This window comes from Bacillus sp. FJAT-22090 (assembly GCF_007676755.1).
Lineage (GTDB): Bacteria > Bacillota > Bacilli > Bacillales_A > Planococcaceae > Psychrobacillus.
This window is the reverse complement of sequence record NZ_VEBK01000020.1, coordinates 36,421-52,037: the sequence shown is the minus strand read 5'-3', so window position 1 is coordinate 52,037 and position 15,617 is coordinate 36,421. Positions and strand designations below refer to the sequence as shown.

Below are 15,617 nucleotides of genomic sequence, written 5' to 3'. Positions count from 1 at the left end.
CTCCCCCTGTGAGAGTAGGACGTCGCTGGGCACACAAGAAGAAGTCGTTACCGAGTAATCGGTAGCGGCTTTTTTTGTATTTATAGAGTAGTTTAGTTAGGGGAAAAACAGATCTCGGTAGACTAATAAAGGACCAATCGCAGACCAACCTCATTTGGTTGCTTTCGGAGGGGAATTGGTTGTTCTCGTGATCAAACTGGTTGCTTTGAGGTCTAAGTTGGTTGCTCTCCCAGCACAATTAGTTGCGTTAAGCCATTTATTTCAAAATAAGAGCTTCTTTTATTGAATAATTTTACTGCTAATAGGCATTCTAACCTCATTTGCTTGCTCTCCACGATGAATTGGTTGCCTTCGCAGCACATTTGGTTGCGTTAAGCCATTCATTTCCAAATAATCTCTTCTTTTATGGGGAATTTTATACTAGTAGGTAACCTAAGCTTAGTTAGTTGCTCTTGACGAGAAACTGGTTACTCTCGTAGGAACACTGGTTGCTTTGATGTCTAAATTGGTTGCCTTCGCAGCACATTTAGTTGCGTTAAACCATTCGTTTCCAAATAATCTCTTCTTTTATTGGACAATTTTCCTGCTAGTAGGTAACTCCAATCTCATTGGATTGTTCTTCCTGTAAAACTACTTAAGCTAGTCTGCTTACTCCTAAGCAAACTTTACTTTTAATAAGATAGTAGTACATAAATGGTTGTTCTAAATTACGTATTGCAAGCCAATCTCTTCTTTTATTACATAATCGTGTTCAATATTCATGTATAATGAAAGAAGAGAAATTGAATGATAATGTGAGGTAGTACACCATGCAGGAAAAACGGCCGTTAGTCGAGGCATTAGAGAAATTTCATAATCAAAAAGGCATTTCTTTTCATGTACCTGGTCATAAACATGGACTTTTATCAAATTTACCAAACACTATAAAAAAAACGATGCAGTATGACTTAACAGAACTTAGTGGATTAGATGACTATCACCATCCGGAAGAAGCAATTAAAGAGGCAGAGAGTCTTCTTGCTGCTGTATACAACACGCGGAAAAGCTTTTTTTTAGTAAATGGGACAACTGTAGGAAACTTGGCGATGATTTACGCTGCTTGTCATTTTGGGGAGCAGATTATTGTACAAAGGAATGCTCATAAATCTATTTTTCATGCGATTGAACTAGTTGGAGTAGAGCCAGTTTTTGTTACACCACAATGGGATGAGCGAACGAAGACCGCCTCCTATGTTTCATTGGAAGTGATACAAGAAGCTATTAGGCAATATCCTAATGCGAAAGCTGTTGTACTTACTTACCCTAGTTATTATGGAGTGGCATCTTCTGACTTAAAAAATATTGTCCAGTTTTGTCATACGAGTAATATACCGGTACTTGTAGATGAAGCACATGGTGCACATTTCGGTGTACATAGGGGATTTCCAATGTCTGCATTAGCGTATGGGGCAGACGTTGTTGTTCAGTCTGCTCATAAAACATTGCCTGCTTTGACGATGGGATCCTTTATACATGTCAATTCTACTTTAATAGATGCAGATAGGATAAATAAATATTTGAGGATGCTTCAGTCTAGTAGTCCGTCCTATTTGTTATTAGCTTCTTTGGATGATGCGAGAAGTTATGTGGAAAGATATAATGAGGTAGACTTTAAACAGTTCATAGAGAGAAGAAGGATGTTTATCTCTGGATTAAAGAGTATTCCTCTTCTGGAAGTAGTTGAAGTAGAGGATCCCCTAAAGATGTTGATCCGAATAGGAAAGTATTCGGGTTTTCAAGTGCAAAAGGTATTGGAAGCACAGAATGTCTATGTAGAGTTAGCGGATGTACATCAAGTGTTGTTTATCCTACCTTTATTAAAGGTAGAGCATGAATTTCCTTTTGCGGAAATTAGAAAACGTATAAAATATGCAGCGGATGAATTGCGAAAAGAAATTCCGAATAGTCCGAGTGGAATCCAGCTAAAGACTCAATATTCTCTTACCACGTTACATATGGGTGTAGGGGAATTAAGTGAGAAGCGCGGAGAATGGATTCCATACGTTCGTTCTATTGGAAGAATCGCTAAAGGAATGGTTATTCCTTATCCACCTGGAATCCCTCTTATAATAGCTGGGGAAAAAATAACGGTTACGATGCTGACCGAGTTAGAAGAATGGATGGAAAAGGGAGCGGTTTTTCAAGGAGAACATCGACTTGGAGAAAAGTTAATATATGTAGTGGAGGATTAATTGTGCTAAAAAGAGGGTATTTTATTTCTAGTGAAGGTCCAGAAGGTGCTGGTAAAACTACAGTAATGAATTTACTGGGCAATAAACTAAAAGATGAAGGCTATGATGTTCTGATGACAAGAGAGCCTGGTGGAATTATGATTTCTGAAAAGATTCGAAACATAATTTTAGATAATGAGCATACAATGATGGATAGCCGTACGGAAGCTTTACTATATGCAGCTGCTAGAAGACAGCATTTAGTTGAAAAAGTACAACCTGCTATTGCAGCGGGAAAAATAGTTATTTGCGATCGTTTTATAGATAGTTCCCTTGCCTATCAAGGATTTGCTAGAGGAATTGGTATAGAAGAAATTTTAGCTATCAATAAGTTTGCTATTGGTGAGATGATGCCGAACAAAACTATTCTTTTTGATATTGAGCCAAGTGTTGGTTTGGAAAGAATTAATGCTCATAATAATCGAGAGAAAAATCGCTTAGATGTAGAAAGTCTAGCTTTTCATGAAAAAGTGAGGACAGGTTATTTGCAATTAGTTGAACAATATCCTGATCGAATAGAAGTAATTGATGCTTCTCGTTCTTTAGAGACGGTATTAGAAGAAGCATATAAAGTTATAAAAAGGGAATTAGAAATTATTAGATAATTCGTGTTATAATAAAAAAAAGAAAAATAATAGGAGTGAGTATCGATGAAATTGATAGTAGCGGTAGTACAGGATCAGGACAGTAATCGATTGTCTAATGCTTTAACGAAAGCGAAGTTTAGAGCTACAAAACTTGCCAGTACAGGTGGTTTTTTGCGATCGGGAAATACTACATTTTTAATCGGTACGGATGACTCATTAGTGGCTTCTGCTTTAGAATTGATTAGAGATAACTGTAGAGCACGTGAACAAATGGTTGCACCTGTTTCTCCAATGGGAGGAAATGCAGATTCATACATTCCATACCCAGTAGAGGTTGAAGTAGGAGGAGCTACGGTATTTGTACTGCCGATTGAGCAGTTCCACCATTTTTAACCTTATCCAGTAGTATTTTCAACCCCCTACTAATGAAGGTTAAGCCTCCGGCGGGTATTAGAATTTGCTCAAACAATTTTCATCAAGCTATGCGCAGGAGAAAGCTCGACAAGCATGTGTAGTTAGTGAAGGGATAGAAAACATTGAAAATAAATCAAGATTTGCGAGTAGGAATAGATAAAGTAAGAAAAGAATCTATGCAAAATGGTCCGCAATCTGCTAAATTTGGTCAAATGGTTACAAAGCAGGAACAAAGAATGCAGACGGAGACAATGACTAAACTGTTAGGAGATATTACAACAGCAGGCGACCGTCTTGCACGATCTAGAAATTTACGTGATATGGCAAAGTTTAAAATGCTAATAAAAAAATTTTTACAGGAAGCCGTAGATTTTGGTATGGGATTGAAACAATCCCATACTTGGAATCGATTCGGTGAAGGGCGCAAACTGAAACTTGTAGAGACAATCGATGAGAAGTTAGTTGAACTGGCTGAAGAAATACTGGACCAAGAAAAAAGCTCTATTGATCTGTTAGATAAAATAGGAGAGATAAAAGGTCTACTTATAAATTTGTACACGTAAAGTTCCCGTGTTTTCGCCATCGCGAGACACGGGATTTTTATAAAGATAGAAGAATATAAAATATGGAGTTTTTGAAAAAGGTGAGATATATGGAAAACTGGTCAATTGACGGTGTAGATAAATTACAGCCTGTAGCAATTAAGCAAATACAATCAATTGTTGAGAAAAATCGTATTGGACATGCTTATATAATAGAAGGTGCAAAAGGAACAGGGAAAATAAAAGTAATGCAGTTTTTTGTACAGCTTATATTATGTGAACAACCTTCAAAAAATGTTCCATGTGAAACATGTCGAAGCTGTAAAAGACTAAAGTCGAATAATCATTTGAATTTAATGGAGCTTGAACCCGATGGTCAATTCATCAAGAGGGGGCAGATAGATGAACTGATTCAAGAGATGAGTAAAACTGCTATTGAAACTGGACGTAAAATATACGTTATTCATCATGCAGATCAATTAAATGCTAGTGCCGCCAATACTTTACTAAAATTTTTAGAAGAACCTCAAAGTGAAATTACAGCTATACTTTTAACAGATAAAATGCATGCACTTATTCCAACTATTCGTTCGAGATGTCAGCATTTAAGTTTAGCAGCCATGCCTCAATCTGTTTTAAAACAGCGACTTGTAGAAGAGGGAATAACAGACTCAATGGCTTCAACCGTTTGTCGTATGACAAATCAAGTCGAAGAAGCGATTAATTTAGCGAAGGACGAGCATTTTGGACTTGCAAGGAAATCAGTGTTAAAATTGGTTGAGGCGAGTGGTAAAAGTGTTCAAGATGCATTAATGTGTATCCATGAAGATTTTGGACCGTTGCTGAAAGAGAAAGAACAAGCAGAGCAAGCATTAGATTTACTACTATTCGCTTATCGTGATATAGTAGCTATAAAAGCAAGTGCCGTCGCAGTATGTACTTATCCGGATATGACACATTATTGGAAACAAGTTGCTTTGCACACCACTTATGAGCAATTATCCAAGCAATTAGAAATCATTTTACATGCGAAACAAAATTTGCATAAAAATATGAACCGGACGCTGATGATGGAGCAATTAATGCTTAACTTGCAGGAGGTATTTACTTTTGTATAATGTTGTAGGAGTTCGCTTTAAAAAAGCGGGTAAAATATATTATTTTGATCCAGTAGATTTTGCATTAGAGAAAGACGATTATGTTATTGTAGAGACTGCCAGAGGGGTTGAGTACGGGAAAGTAGTCGTACCAATCAAACAAGTAGGAGAGCATGATGTCGTTCTTCCTTTGAAACAAGTAGTAAGACCTTCCACAGAAAAAGATCGTATTCAAGTGGAAGAAAATCGTTTGGAATCTGTACAAGCTCTAGCCTTAGGCACAGAGAAAATTTTGGAAAGAGAATTAGAAATGAAACTAGTGGATGTCGAATATACATTTGACAGAAACAAAATTATTTTTTACTTTACTGCTGAAGGACGAGTAGACTTTCGTGACTTAGTAAAGGATTTAGCATCCGTATTTAGAACACGCATTGAGCTTAGACAAATCGGCGTTCGAGACGAGGCAAAAATGCTTGGAGGAATAGGTCCTTGTGGTCGTATGCTTTGCTGTTCTACTTTCTTAGGTGATTTTGAGCCAGTTTCTATTAAAATGGCAAAAGATCAAAATTTATCTCTAAACCCTTCCAAAATATCAGGTTTATGTGGTCGCCTAATGTGTTGTTTAAAATACGAAAACGATGAGTACGAAATAGCTAGAGAAAAAATGCCGGATATCGGTGATAAAATTGAAACTCCAGATGGTCTTGGAAGAGTAGTAGGAATGAATATTTTAGAACGAGTTTTACGTATAGAGTTAAATGATCCACAACGAGTGTTAGATTACACGTTAGAAGAAATTATTAGCCATGCGGAAAATCCGGTACAATGGTCGGGGCAATGAGGTGAATGTGTGATGGACCGTAATTTTTTAGATACAATTATAGAATTTGAAAAACAATTGGAGTCCACGCAGCTGCAATTTCGCGCATTAAAAGAATTTGTAGCGATAATGCTAGAGGAACGTCAGACGCTGCAACAAGAAAACAATCATCTAAGACAAAGACTCGATGAAATACATGAAAAAGAAGTACTAAACGAGAAAATAAGAGAAGAAAAATTGAGCAAAAATGATATTGGGGAAGGCTATGATAATTTAGCAAGACTTTACCAAGAAGGATATCATGTTTGCCATGTTCATTTTGGAAGTTCACGTAAAGAGGAAGATTGTCTTTTTTGCTTATCATTTTTAAATAAACAAAACATATGATCAATTGACTGATACCACTCCACCAGTGGGTGTCAGTTTTTTGTTTTGCTTGGGGGAATGAATTAATGATGGATCAATGGTTAAAGGACGATGAACGGCTCGATTATTTATTGGCAGAGGATTTACGGATCATTCAAAGTCCCTCTGTATTTTCATTTTCATTGGATGCCGTATTATTATCCAGATTTACATATGTACCTATTAAAAGAGGAAAAATAGTGGATTTATGTACAGGAAACGGAGTAATTCCATTATTTTTAAGCGCTCGAACAAAAGCTGAAATAATAGGAATAGAATTACAGGAAAGATTGGCGGATATGGCAACAAGAAGTGTTCAATATAACCATCTTTCAGAACGAGTTATGATTAAACAAGGGGACGTAAAAGGAATTGCTGCACAAATAGGATCTGAAAAATATGATGTGGTGACTTGTAATCCTCCTTATTTTCCGGCACATGAAGCGAGCGATAAAAACCTGAAAGAACATTTAGCCATTGCTAGACATGAAATTCATCTCACTTTAGACGAGGCCGTACGTTCTGCAAGTGAATTGTTAAAGCAGGGTGGAAAAGCAGCTTTTGTTCATCGCCCTGGGAGGTTACTTGATATGATAACTGCTATGAGGGCTAACCGACTAGAGCCGAAACGTATTCAGTTTGTCTATCCAAAAGAAGGGAAAGAAGCCAATACATTATTAATAGAAGGAATGAAAGATGGAAAACCAGATTTAAAAATCTTGCCGCCTTTATATGTATATGGAGAAGATGGACAATATACAGAAGAAGTAAAAGAGATGCTGTATGGAAGAAAATAAAAATGTCCATACTTTTTACGTTTTAGAATGTAATGATGGTTCTTATTATGCCGGTTACACAAATGACTTATCTCGAAGAATAAATGTCCATAACGAAGGCAAAGGGGCAAAGTATACAAGGGCAAAACGTCCAGTTTTTTGCGTATATAGTGAAGTATTCGAAACAAAGCGGGAAGCAATGCAAGCGGAATACGCATTTAAACAATTATCTAGAAAGCAAAAAATTTACTATATGGGAGGGCATAAGGATGATGAAATCTCAGAAATCGACGGAGTATGAACAAAGTAGCTGCTTGTATTTGGTTGCAACACCTATCGGCAATTTAGAGGACATGACAATGCGTGCCATTAGAATATTAAAAGAAGTAGACTGGATCGCTGCGGAGGATACTCGCAACACGAAAAAACTTTGTAACTATTTTGAAATAACAACACCTCTGATGAGTTATCATGATCACAATCAGCAAGCTGGTGGAGAAAAAATATTAACCCTATTGAGAGAGGGCAAACGTATCGCATTAGTAAGTGATGCAGGTCTCCCTTGCATTTCAGATCCCGGTGCAGATATTGCGACAAAAGCGGTTAGTGAAGGATTTGCAGTAGTTCCCATACCAGGTGCCAACGCCGCATTGAGTGCACTCATTGCTTCGGGACTAGTGACACAACCATTTTTCTTTTATGGTTTTTTAAGTAGAAATAAAAAAGAAAGAAAAGCTGAGATTACGCAGCTTCAAAAGAGACAAGAGACAATCATTTTGTATGAGTCCCCACATCGCTTAAAAGATTCGCTAAGAGATATGCAATCAATTATAGACGGCAATCGTTCTATTGTATTAGCAAGAGAACTGACAAAAAAGTTTGAGGAGTTTTTAAGAGGGACGATTGATGAAGCTGTAATCTGGGCTGAAGAAAACGAAATTCGCGGGGAATTTTGTATTGTATTAGAGGGAAGTCCAGAAGAACAACTAGATGGATCAGAAACTCCGTGGTGGGAAAAAATAAGCATTGAGGAACATGTAAATACTATAATAGAAGAAAAACAATGTACATCAAAAGACGCGATAAAAGAAGTAGCAATACAAAGAGGACTATCCAAAAGAGATGTATACCAAAACTATCATGTAAAATAATAAAACATCCGTATTTGTTAAAAAATACGGATGTTTTATTATTATTTAAGATTGTTTTGAATCTCTTTAATTAGTAATTCTGCACCTTCTGGGCTTAGAATCAATTTACCACCAACAAGACGAAGATTATCATCAGATACCTCACCAGTTACAGCACAAGTCATGTTTGGCATGTATTTTTTAAGGATGATTTTGTCATCATCTACGTAAATTTCTAGAGCATCCTTTTCTGCAATACCTAATGTACGACGAAGTTCGATTGGAATAACTACGCGTCCTAATTCATCAACTTTACGAACAATTCCTGTAGATTTCATAATAATGTTTCTCCTCTCAAGAGTGTATATTTTGCGTCATATTTCGACATAAACACTTTCATATAACTAATCATACCAAGTACTGCCATTTTCGTCAATAATTAAACCACAACTAATCTTGCGTTATATGATAAAAATGTGACTACATTATAGTTTAATAGATAAAAATTTGATCTATAAAATAAGAAATTAGTTATTATTTTGGTATATTAACTAATTTCTTGGAATTTTTAATCGGTTAAGCATCGTTTGATATCTAAGTATTGGATTAATTAATTATTTGAAACAAATACATCGTTTAGATAGAATAGAATATAAAGTAGATTCAGCATTGGAGGCATCTTTACATTGAATGATCAACAGAAAACATTTTATATTACAACACCTATTTACTATCCAAGTGGAAAGTTTCATATTGGTACTGCGTACACAACAGTAGCATCCGATGCAATGGCTCGTTACAAAAGACTACGAGGGTATGATGTCCGATTTCTAACTGGAATGGATGAACATGGTCAAAAGATTCAAGAAAAAGCGCAAGAAGCGGGAATGGAACCGCAGGCCTATGTAGATGAAATTGCAGAAGCTGCAAAAAAGGTATGGACAGTAATGGATATTTCCTACGATGACTTTATCCAAACGACGGAAGAGCGTCATACCAAAACCGTTGAAAAGATATTTCAAAAGTTTTTAGACAACGGAGATATTTATAAAGGAGAATACGAAGGCTGGTATTGTACACCTTGTGAGTCTTTTTTTACCGAAAGCCAATTAGTGGATGGTAATTGTCCTGACTGTGGTAGACCTGTTCATAAAGTAAAAGAGGAATCTTACTTCTTTAATATGAAGAAATACGCAGACCGTTTGTTAGCCTATTATGAAGCCAATCTAGAGTTTATAGAGCCTGAATCTAGAAAAAACGAAATGATAAACAACTTTATTAAGCCAGGTTTAGAAGACCTGTCTGTTTCAAGAACTTCTTTCGATTGGGGAATTCAAGTACCTGGAGATCCAAAGCATGTTATTTATGTATGGGTAGATGCTTTAACAAATTATATTACATCGCTTGGCTATTTGTCGGAGGACGATTCATTATTTAAAAGATATTGGCCGGCAGATGTACATGTAGTTGGAAAAGATATTGTTCGATTCCATACTATTTACTGGCCGATTTTCTTAATGGCGCTGGATTTACCACTACCTAAGAAGGTATTTGCACATGGTTTCATCATGATGAAAGACGGCAAAATGTCTAAATCAAAAGGTAATGTGGTGTACCCAGAAATGTTAGTAGAGCGCTACGGTTTAGACGCAGCACGTTATTTCTTGCTACGTGAGCTGCCGTTCGGACAAGACGGTGTATTTTCACCAGAATCATTTGTAGAACGTACGAACTTCGATTTAGCAAATGATTTAGGAAACCTATTAAATAGAACAGTTTCTATGATCAATAAATACTTTGATGGAAAAATTCCAGTAAATCTAAGTGAACCTACAGAGTTTGATGCAACTCTTCAACAATTCGCAAAAGAAACGGTTGTAAAATACGAAACAAATATGGAAAAAATGCAGTTTAGCGTTGTATTAGGCGATTTATGGGCATTAGTTTCACGTACAAATAAGTATATTGATGAAACACAACCGTGGGTACTTGCAAAAGAGGAGGCACTTCAAGGCCAATTAGCATCAGTTATGACTAATCTAGCAGAAAGTCTACGACAAATTGCTACATTGATTCAACCGTTTATGACGAATAGTCCTAAAGAGATTATGAAACAACTTGGACTAAGTGATGAGTATTTACAATGGGATAAGTTAGGTTCATTTAATGTGATCAAAGACCAAACAGAAGTTATCAAAACAGGGGTTCCCATATTTCCTCGTTTAGATGTGGATGTAGAAGTAGCTTATATTCGAGATCAAATGCGAGGTTCAGTTCAAACTCCACAAGAGGATGTAGAAGAATCGCCACAGTCTGAAGAAATTTCAATCGATGACTTCTTTAAAGTAGATTTACGTGTAGCTACCGTGTATGAGTGTGAACAAATTCCAAAGGCTGATAAACTGTTAAAGCTACAACTGGATTTGGGCTATGAAAAACGTCAAGTTGTATCGGGAATAGCAAAGCATTATAAACCAGAAGATTTGGTTGGTAAGAAAGTAATTGTAGTTGCAAACTTGAAGCCCGTTAAACTCAGAGGTGAATTGTCTCAAGGGATGATTCTTGCGGGAGAGAAAGATGGCTATTTAACATTAGCAACAGTGGATGAAAAACTTGAAAATGGCGCACAAGTGAAATAATAAGTTAAAATAGATCTGTCGCTAAAAAAGTGACGGATCTATTTTTTTGAAGCACGACAGAAAGTATAAAAAAATGTGAAGACATTCGATCAGTATATACAAACTTCTTCAAGAAATGGAAGGTTTCATATCAATAGCATTTCATTTATTAAGTAATAGCAAAGAGTAGGAATAACACTAAAAAATATTGTTATCCTATTCGGGAATAGTATTTTTAAATAGTATTTAAAACTAAATATATTTAAGCCTTTTACTGTATAAAGGGGAAAGTAATTACAAGATGTGTGAAAAAGAGTGCTGTTTTGGTGTAACTATAATAGTATTGTGGTAAATGTAAAACGATATAGATGAGGAGAGAAAATAATGTATATAGATACGCATGTACACTTAAATGCTGACCAATATGACGATGATTTACAAGAAGTGATCGACAGAGCTTTACAATCGGATGTAAAGAAAATGGTGGTTATTGGATTTGATAGAAAAACAATAGAACGAGCGATGAATTTAGCAGAAGAGTATGCGTTCATTTACGCGGTTGTTGGATGGCATCCAGTAGATGCAATTGATTGTACAGAGGAAGATTTAAAATGGATTGAGGAACTTGCTGCACATGAAAAAGTAGTAGGGATTGGCGAAACGGGATTGGATTATCACTGGGACAAGTCTCCAAAAGATATTCAACAGGAACTATTCAGAAAACAAATTCGTTTAGCTCAAAAAGTAAATTTACCGATTATCATACATAATCGAGAGGCAACCGAAGATGTTATCCGCATTTTAAAAGAGGAAGAGGCCCATCTTACGGGTGGAATTATGCATTGCTTTGGAGGAAGTGTAGAAACTGCACAACAATGCATTGATATGAACTTTATGATTTCACTAGGAGGCCCTGTAACTTTTAAAAATGCCAAAAAACCAAAAGAGGTAGCAACTGAGATTCCTTTAGAGCACTTATTGATCGAAACGGATGCACCCTATTTAGCACCTCACCCCCATCGCGGAAAAAGAAATGAACCATCACTTGTAACGCTTGTAGCTGAAGAAATTGCAAGACTTAAAGGAATAACAATTGAAGAAGTTGCGGAAGCAACAACGAAAAATGCTAAACGATTTTTTCATATAGATGACTAAAAAAACGAGACTTTGCAATACTGTTGACATGAATGGTTTCTCGTGTGTTTGAATTGTGCAAAAAAGTATAAACGGTTGACAAGCAGAAAAGTACTCTATATAATCACACGAGTGAACAAGGAGGCGTTTTTCATGTCAAATAATACCATGAAAAACCTGTTCTTTCATTCATTGAGGAGCAAGCAAACACTAGTAACTGTTGTATCATTACTATTGTTTCTTGCAGTAGTTTCTTTCGTATTATTCGAAGGAACAAAGAAAACTGTTGCTTTAACAGTTAACGGAGAACAACAAGAGATTTTAACACATGCAAATACAGTCGGAGAACTACTAAAACAGAATAATATAGTAGTCGCTACCGATGATTTTTTACACCCCTCAGTGAACACTTCAATTGCAAATAATTTAGCAATTGAGTGGGAGCAGGCAAGACAAATAGAAATTACAGTAGATGGAGAAATTCAAACAATCACAACTACTGAAGACTTAGTATCCGAAATACTCGCAAAGGCAAATGTTCCTGTAAATGAACATGATGCAATAACACCTGCTGCAGATGCAGAGGTAGGACCTGATAATAAAATTGAAATCGAAAAAGCGTTTGAATTAACCCTTTTAGATGGCAAGGAAGAAAAGAAGATATGGTCCACTTCGACTACGGTCGCTGACTTTTTAAAACATCATAATATTCAATTGAATGAATTCGACCGAGTAGAACGAGGAATGGAAGAATTAGTGCTTCCAAATTCCGTAATACAAGTAGTGCGAGTAGAAAAGGTCACCGATGTAGTTGAGGAAGCTACAAACTTTGCAGTAGAAACAAAAAAAGATGGCTCCTTATTAAAAGGAAATGAAAAAGTAGTACAGGCGGGTGAAAAAGGGTCTGTATCTAGAACTTATGATGTTATTAAAGAAAATGGCGTAGAAGTATCCCGCAGCGTAGTTAATGAAAAAGTTATTAAAGAGCCTACTAAAAAAGTAGTTGCAGTAGGAACGAAAGTCATGACTGCAAGTGTATCACGAGGTACTTCTAGCGGAGGAAACGAATTTTACGTGACAGCAACAGCTTATACTGCTTACTGTAACGGGTGCTCTGGTGTCACAACAACAGGCATTAATTTGAAGTCCAATCCCAATGTAAAAGTAATAGCGGTGGATCCAAAAATTATTCCGCTTGGTTCTAAGGTTTGGGTAGAAGGCTATGGTTATGCTGTAGCAGGAGATACTGGTGGTGCGATTAAGGGAAATAAAATCGATTTATTTATGTCTTCCAAATCCCGTGCTTATGATTTTGGCCGAAAGAAAGTACGTGTCAAAGTGCTAAAATAACCTAGTTTGGGCAGGAAAATCCTGTCTGTATTTTGAATAGCTTCCCTTTCGTTGATAGGGGAAGCTTTTTTGCGTTATGATAAAGAGTAATAAAATAGAAAAGAGGAAGTATGCTTGCAAATAAAAGAAGTAATTGTTGTAGAAGGTAAAGATGACACAACAGCCATTAAGCGTGCCGTTGATGCAGATACAATAGAAACGAATGGATCCGCCATTTCCAAAGAAACACTTATGAAAATCCAACATGCACAAGAAAAAAGAGGAGTCATTGTTTTTACGGACCCAGATTATCCAGGAAGACGTATTCGTGCTATTATCGAGGAACAGGTTCCGGGAGTAAAGCATGCATTTTTATCGAAAGAAAAAACAATTGCTAAAAACGGAAAAGGATTAGGAATTGAACATGCAAAAGACAAGGATATTCAAAGAGCACTCGCAGATGTATATACTCCCAAGTCTGATAAGGATGAAGCTCCTCCCATACCTTTAGATACTTTGGTTATGGGGAAACTTATCGGTCACCCAAACTCCAAAGAAAGAAGAACGCAACTTGGAGAACTATTAAAGATAGGGTATACAAATGGGAAACAATTACAAAAAAGACTTTCCATTTTTCAAATTAGCAGACAGCAGCTAGAAGAAGCAATTTCTCAGCTCGATATGGAGGATAAATAATTTATGCAAAAAGACATAGCAACCCCAGTACGTACACAGGAGATATTAAAGAAGTATGGCTTTTCATTTAAAAAGAGCTTAGGACAAAACTTTTTAATTGACCCGAATATTTTACGCAATATTGTAGGACATGCGAATCTTACGAAAGATTCTGCTGCTATTGAAATTGGACCAGGAATAGGTGCATTGACGGAACACTTAGCAAGAGCAGCAGGAAAAGTGGTGGCATTCGAAATTGATCAACGACTACTACCGGTATTAGAGGATACGCTTTCGCCTTACGACAATGTGGAAATAATTCACTCAGACATATTAGAAGCGGATGTTAAACAAATGTTTGCGGATAAGCTAGAGGATTATAAAGATATAATGGTTGTAGCAAACTTGCCTTACTATGTAACTACGCCTATCCTCCTAAAATTACTAATGGATCGTTTGCCTATTCGCGGAATGGTTGTGATGATGCAAAAAGAAGTGGCAGATCGGATTACTGCTTCACCTGGAACCAAAGCATACGGCTCACTTTCAATTGCAATTCAGTACTATATGCAAGCAGAAGTAGCGATGGTTGTTCCAAAAGCAGTTTTTATGCCTCAGCCAAATGTGGACTCTGCAGTTATTAAACTTACGCGCCATGAAGCACCTCCAGTTCAGGTAATAGATGAAGACTTTTTATTTAAAGTATCGAGAGGATCATTTGTACAAAGAAGAAAAACGATTATCAATAATTTACAATCTTCTTTACCGAACGGGAAAGAAAAGAAATCAATTATTCTACAAGCGTTAGAAAAAGTGAATATTGAACCAACAAGAAGAGGAGAGACCTTATCTATTGAAGAATTCGGTCATTTGGCAGATGAGTTGTATCCTCATTTCCATTAATGCTACTTGTTACAATATTAGTAATGTTTATATTGAAAAGTATTCCTATAAATAAATAAAAACGTTGACAAGTAGTACCTGCGCTTGTTAAAATATTTTGTTTGACAAAAAAATAAATAGATGATACAATAATATTCAGTGAGGTGTAAGCAGAATGGCAAAAACTTTAGCTGATATTAAGAAGTCATTAGATCATCATTTAGGCAAGCGTTTGCAATTAAAAGCAAACGGAGGACGCAAGAAAACAATCGAGCGAGCTGGTGTATTAAGAGAAACTTATCACGCCGTATTCGTTATCGACTTGGATCAAGATGAAAATTCTTTTGAACGTGTATCTTATAGTTATGCAGACATTTTGACAGAAGCAGTAGAAATCACTATTTTTGATGAAGCAAATAATTTAATAGTTGTAAAATGAGTATTTAGAACTTTTATGTTTATTTTTTATATTTTCAAAAACCCCTTTTCTTTTGAACGAAAAGGGGTTTTTTCTTATTTTCAGGACATACTAAAAAAGCTACTTGTTTATAAGGAGGATTCACCATATGGCTAGAAAAGGTATTATGTCTAAAGAATTAAAAGAAGAGATAGCAAAGGATCTTGGATTTTATGATGTAGTCAAAACCGAGGGCTGGGGTGGAATAAAATCACGTGATGCTGGTAATATGGTAAAGCGCGCAATCGAAATGGCTGAACAACAAATGAAGTCACCAAAGTAAGTGCTGTACATTACCACACTGGTCTAAACCAGTAAGCAAACGAAATCCAAAAATTAATAAACACTTAGCAAAAGAAGAGGCGGGTAATCCGTCTTTTCTTTTTTTATGAATAGGAAAGTACTTAATAGAAAAAATACTAATGCTAATTTCCGTTTCAGATAGGGTACAAAGGCAAAGAGCACCAAATTGTATGGA

At 36.2% G+C, this 15,617-nt stretch carries 18 protein-coding genes; 17 read left to right on the top strand and 1 reads right to left on the bottom strand.

Features of this window, described 5'->3' with window-relative positions:
- Nucleotides 1-809 precede the first annotated feature (809 nt).
- From FS486_RS18215 to rsmI, 10 genes are all read left to right on the top strand, one after another.
- Nucleotides 810-2,231, top strand: coding sequence for an aminotransferase class I/II-fold pyridoxal phosphate-dependent enzyme (locus FS486_RS18215; RefSeq protein ID WP_144513587.1), 1,422 nt, complete (start codon nt 810-812; stop codon nt 2,229-2,231).
- 2 nt (nt 2,232-2,233) lie between these two features.
- The gene (gene tmk / locus FS486_RS18210; protein ID WP_260858154.1) at nt 2,234-2,875 is read left to right on the top strand and encodes a dTMP kinase; all 642 of its coding nucleotides are present in this window, start codon (nt 2,234-2,236) and stop codon (nt 2,873-2,875) included.
- Nucleotides 2,876-2,920: 45 nt separating this feature from the next.
- The gene (locus FS486_RS18205; RefSeq protein WP_093276576.1) at nt 2,921-3,250 is read left to right on the top strand and encodes a cyclic-di-AMP receptor; all 330 of its coding nucleotides are present in this window, start codon (nt 2,921-2,923) and stop codon (nt 3,248-3,250) included.
- 143 nt (nt 3,251-3,393) lie between these two features.
- Nucleotides 3,394-3,834 (top strand): YaaR family protein, encoded by a 441-nt coding sequence (locus FS486_RS18200; RefSeq protein ID WP_144513583.1) that lies wholly within the window; start codon nt 3,394-3,396, stop codon nt 3,832-3,834.
- Nucleotides 3,835-3,923: 89 nt separating this feature from the next.
- The gene (gene holB / locus FS486_RS18195) at nt 3,924-4,931 is read left to right on the top strand and encodes a DNA polymerase III subunit delta' (RefSeq protein WP_144513581.1); all 1,008 of its coding nucleotides are present in this window, start codon (nt 3,924-3,926) and stop codon (nt 4,929-4,931) included.
- On the top strand, nt 4,924-5,754 hold the full coding sequence (locus FS486_RS18190) for a PSP1 domain-containing protein (RefSeq protein ID WP_144513579.1): 831 nt from the start codon (nt 4,924-4,926) through the stop codon (nt 5,752-5,754). Before holB ends, FS486_RS18190 begins: the two co-directional genes overlap by 8 nt.
- Before the next feature lie 12 nt (nt 5,755-5,766).
- Nucleotides 5,767-6,120, top strand: coding sequence for a DNA replication initiation control protein YabA (gene yabA / locus FS486_RS18185; protein WP_186321514.1), 354 nt, complete (start codon nt 5,767-5,769; stop codon nt 6,118-6,120).
- A gap of 68 nt (nt 6,121-6,188) precedes the next feature.
- The gene (locus FS486_RS18180) at nt 6,189-6,935 is read left to right on the top strand and encodes a tRNA1(Val) (adenine(37)-N6)-methyltransferase (protein ID WP_144513593.1); all 747 of its coding nucleotides are present in this window, start codon (nt 6,189-6,191) and stop codon (nt 6,933-6,935) included.
- On the top strand, nt 6,922-7,215 hold the full coding sequence (locus tag FS486_RS18175) for a GIY-YIG nuclease family protein (RefSeq protein ID WP_144513575.1): 294 nt from the start codon (nt 6,922-6,924) through the stop codon (nt 7,213-7,215). The genes FS486_RS18180 and FS486_RS18175 overlap by 14 nt, the downstream gene beginning before the upstream one ends.
- Nucleotides 7,187-8,065 (top strand): 16S rRNA (cytidine(1402)-2'-O)-methyltransferase, encoded by an 879-nt coding sequence (gene rsmI / locus FS486_RS18170; RefSeq protein WP_144513595.1) that lies wholly within the window; start codon nt 7,187-7,189, stop codon nt 8,063-8,065. Before FS486_RS18175 ends, rsmI begins: the two co-directional genes overlap by 29 nt.
- Nucleotides 8,066-8,106: 41 nt before the next feature.
- On the opposite strand, the gene FS486_RS18165 is transcribed toward rsmI, so the two are convergent.
- The gene (locus FS486_RS18165) at nt 8,107-8,388 is read right to left on the bottom strand and encodes a transition state genes transcriptional regulator AbrB (protein WP_186321513.1); all 282 of its coding nucleotides are present in this window, start codon (nt 8,386-8,388) and stop codon (nt 8,107-8,109) included.
- Between the two features lie 342 nt (nt 8,389-8,730).
- Here FS486_RS18165 and metG point away from each other — a divergent pair, with 342 nt between their 5' ends.
- From metG to FS486_RS18130, 7 genes are all read left to right on the top strand, one after another.
- Nucleotides 8,731-10,683: a methionine--tRNA ligase gene (gene metG / locus FS486_RS18160; RefSeq protein WP_144513573.1), complete on the top strand. Its 1,953-nt coding sequence runs from the start codon at nt 8,731-8,733 to the stop codon at nt 10,681-10,683.
- A 363-nt stretch (nt 10,684-11,046) separates the two neighbouring features.
- Nucleotides 11,047-11,817, top strand: coding sequence for a TatD family hydrolase (locus FS486_RS18155; RefSeq protein WP_144513571.1), 771 nt, complete (start codon nt 11,047-11,049; stop codon nt 11,815-11,817).
- 132 nt (nt 11,818-11,949) lie between these two features.
- On the top strand, nt 11,950-13,146 hold the full coding sequence (locus tag FS486_RS18150) for a resuscitation-promoting factor (protein ID WP_144513569.1): 1,197 nt from the start codon (nt 11,950-11,952) through the stop codon (nt 13,144-13,146).
- A 114-nt stretch (nt 13,147-13,260) separates the two neighbouring features.
- Nucleotides 13,261-13,821 carry a ribonuclease M5 gene (rnmV, locus tag FS486_RS18145; protein WP_144513567.1) on the top strand — a complete coding sequence of 187 codons (561 nt, stop codon included), beginning with the start codon at nt 13,261-13,263 and terminating at the stop codon, nt 13,819-13,821.
- A gap of 3 nt (nt 13,822-13,824) precedes the next feature.
- A complete protein-coding gene (gene rsmA / locus FS486_RS18140; RefSeq protein ID WP_144513565.1) occupies nt 13,825-14,703 on the top strand; it encodes a 16S rRNA (adenine(1518)-N(6)/adenine(1519)-N(6))-dimethyltransferase RsmA in 879 nt (292 codons plus the stop codon).
- A 154-nt stretch (nt 14,704-14,857) separates the two neighbouring features.
- Nucleotides 14,858-15,121, top strand: coding sequence for a biofilm formation stimulator Veg (veg, locus tag FS486_RS18135; RefSeq protein WP_144513563.1), 264 nt, complete (start codon nt 14,858-14,860; stop codon nt 15,119-15,121).
- A 127-nt stretch (nt 15,122-15,248) separates the two neighbouring features.
- The gene (locus FS486_RS18130) at nt 15,249-15,422 is read left to right on the top strand and encodes a small, acid-soluble spore protein, alpha/beta type (protein WP_144513561.1); all 174 of its coding nucleotides are present in this window, start codon (nt 15,249-15,251) and stop codon (nt 15,420-15,422) included.
- Nucleotides 15,423-15,617: the final 195 nt, after the last annotated feature.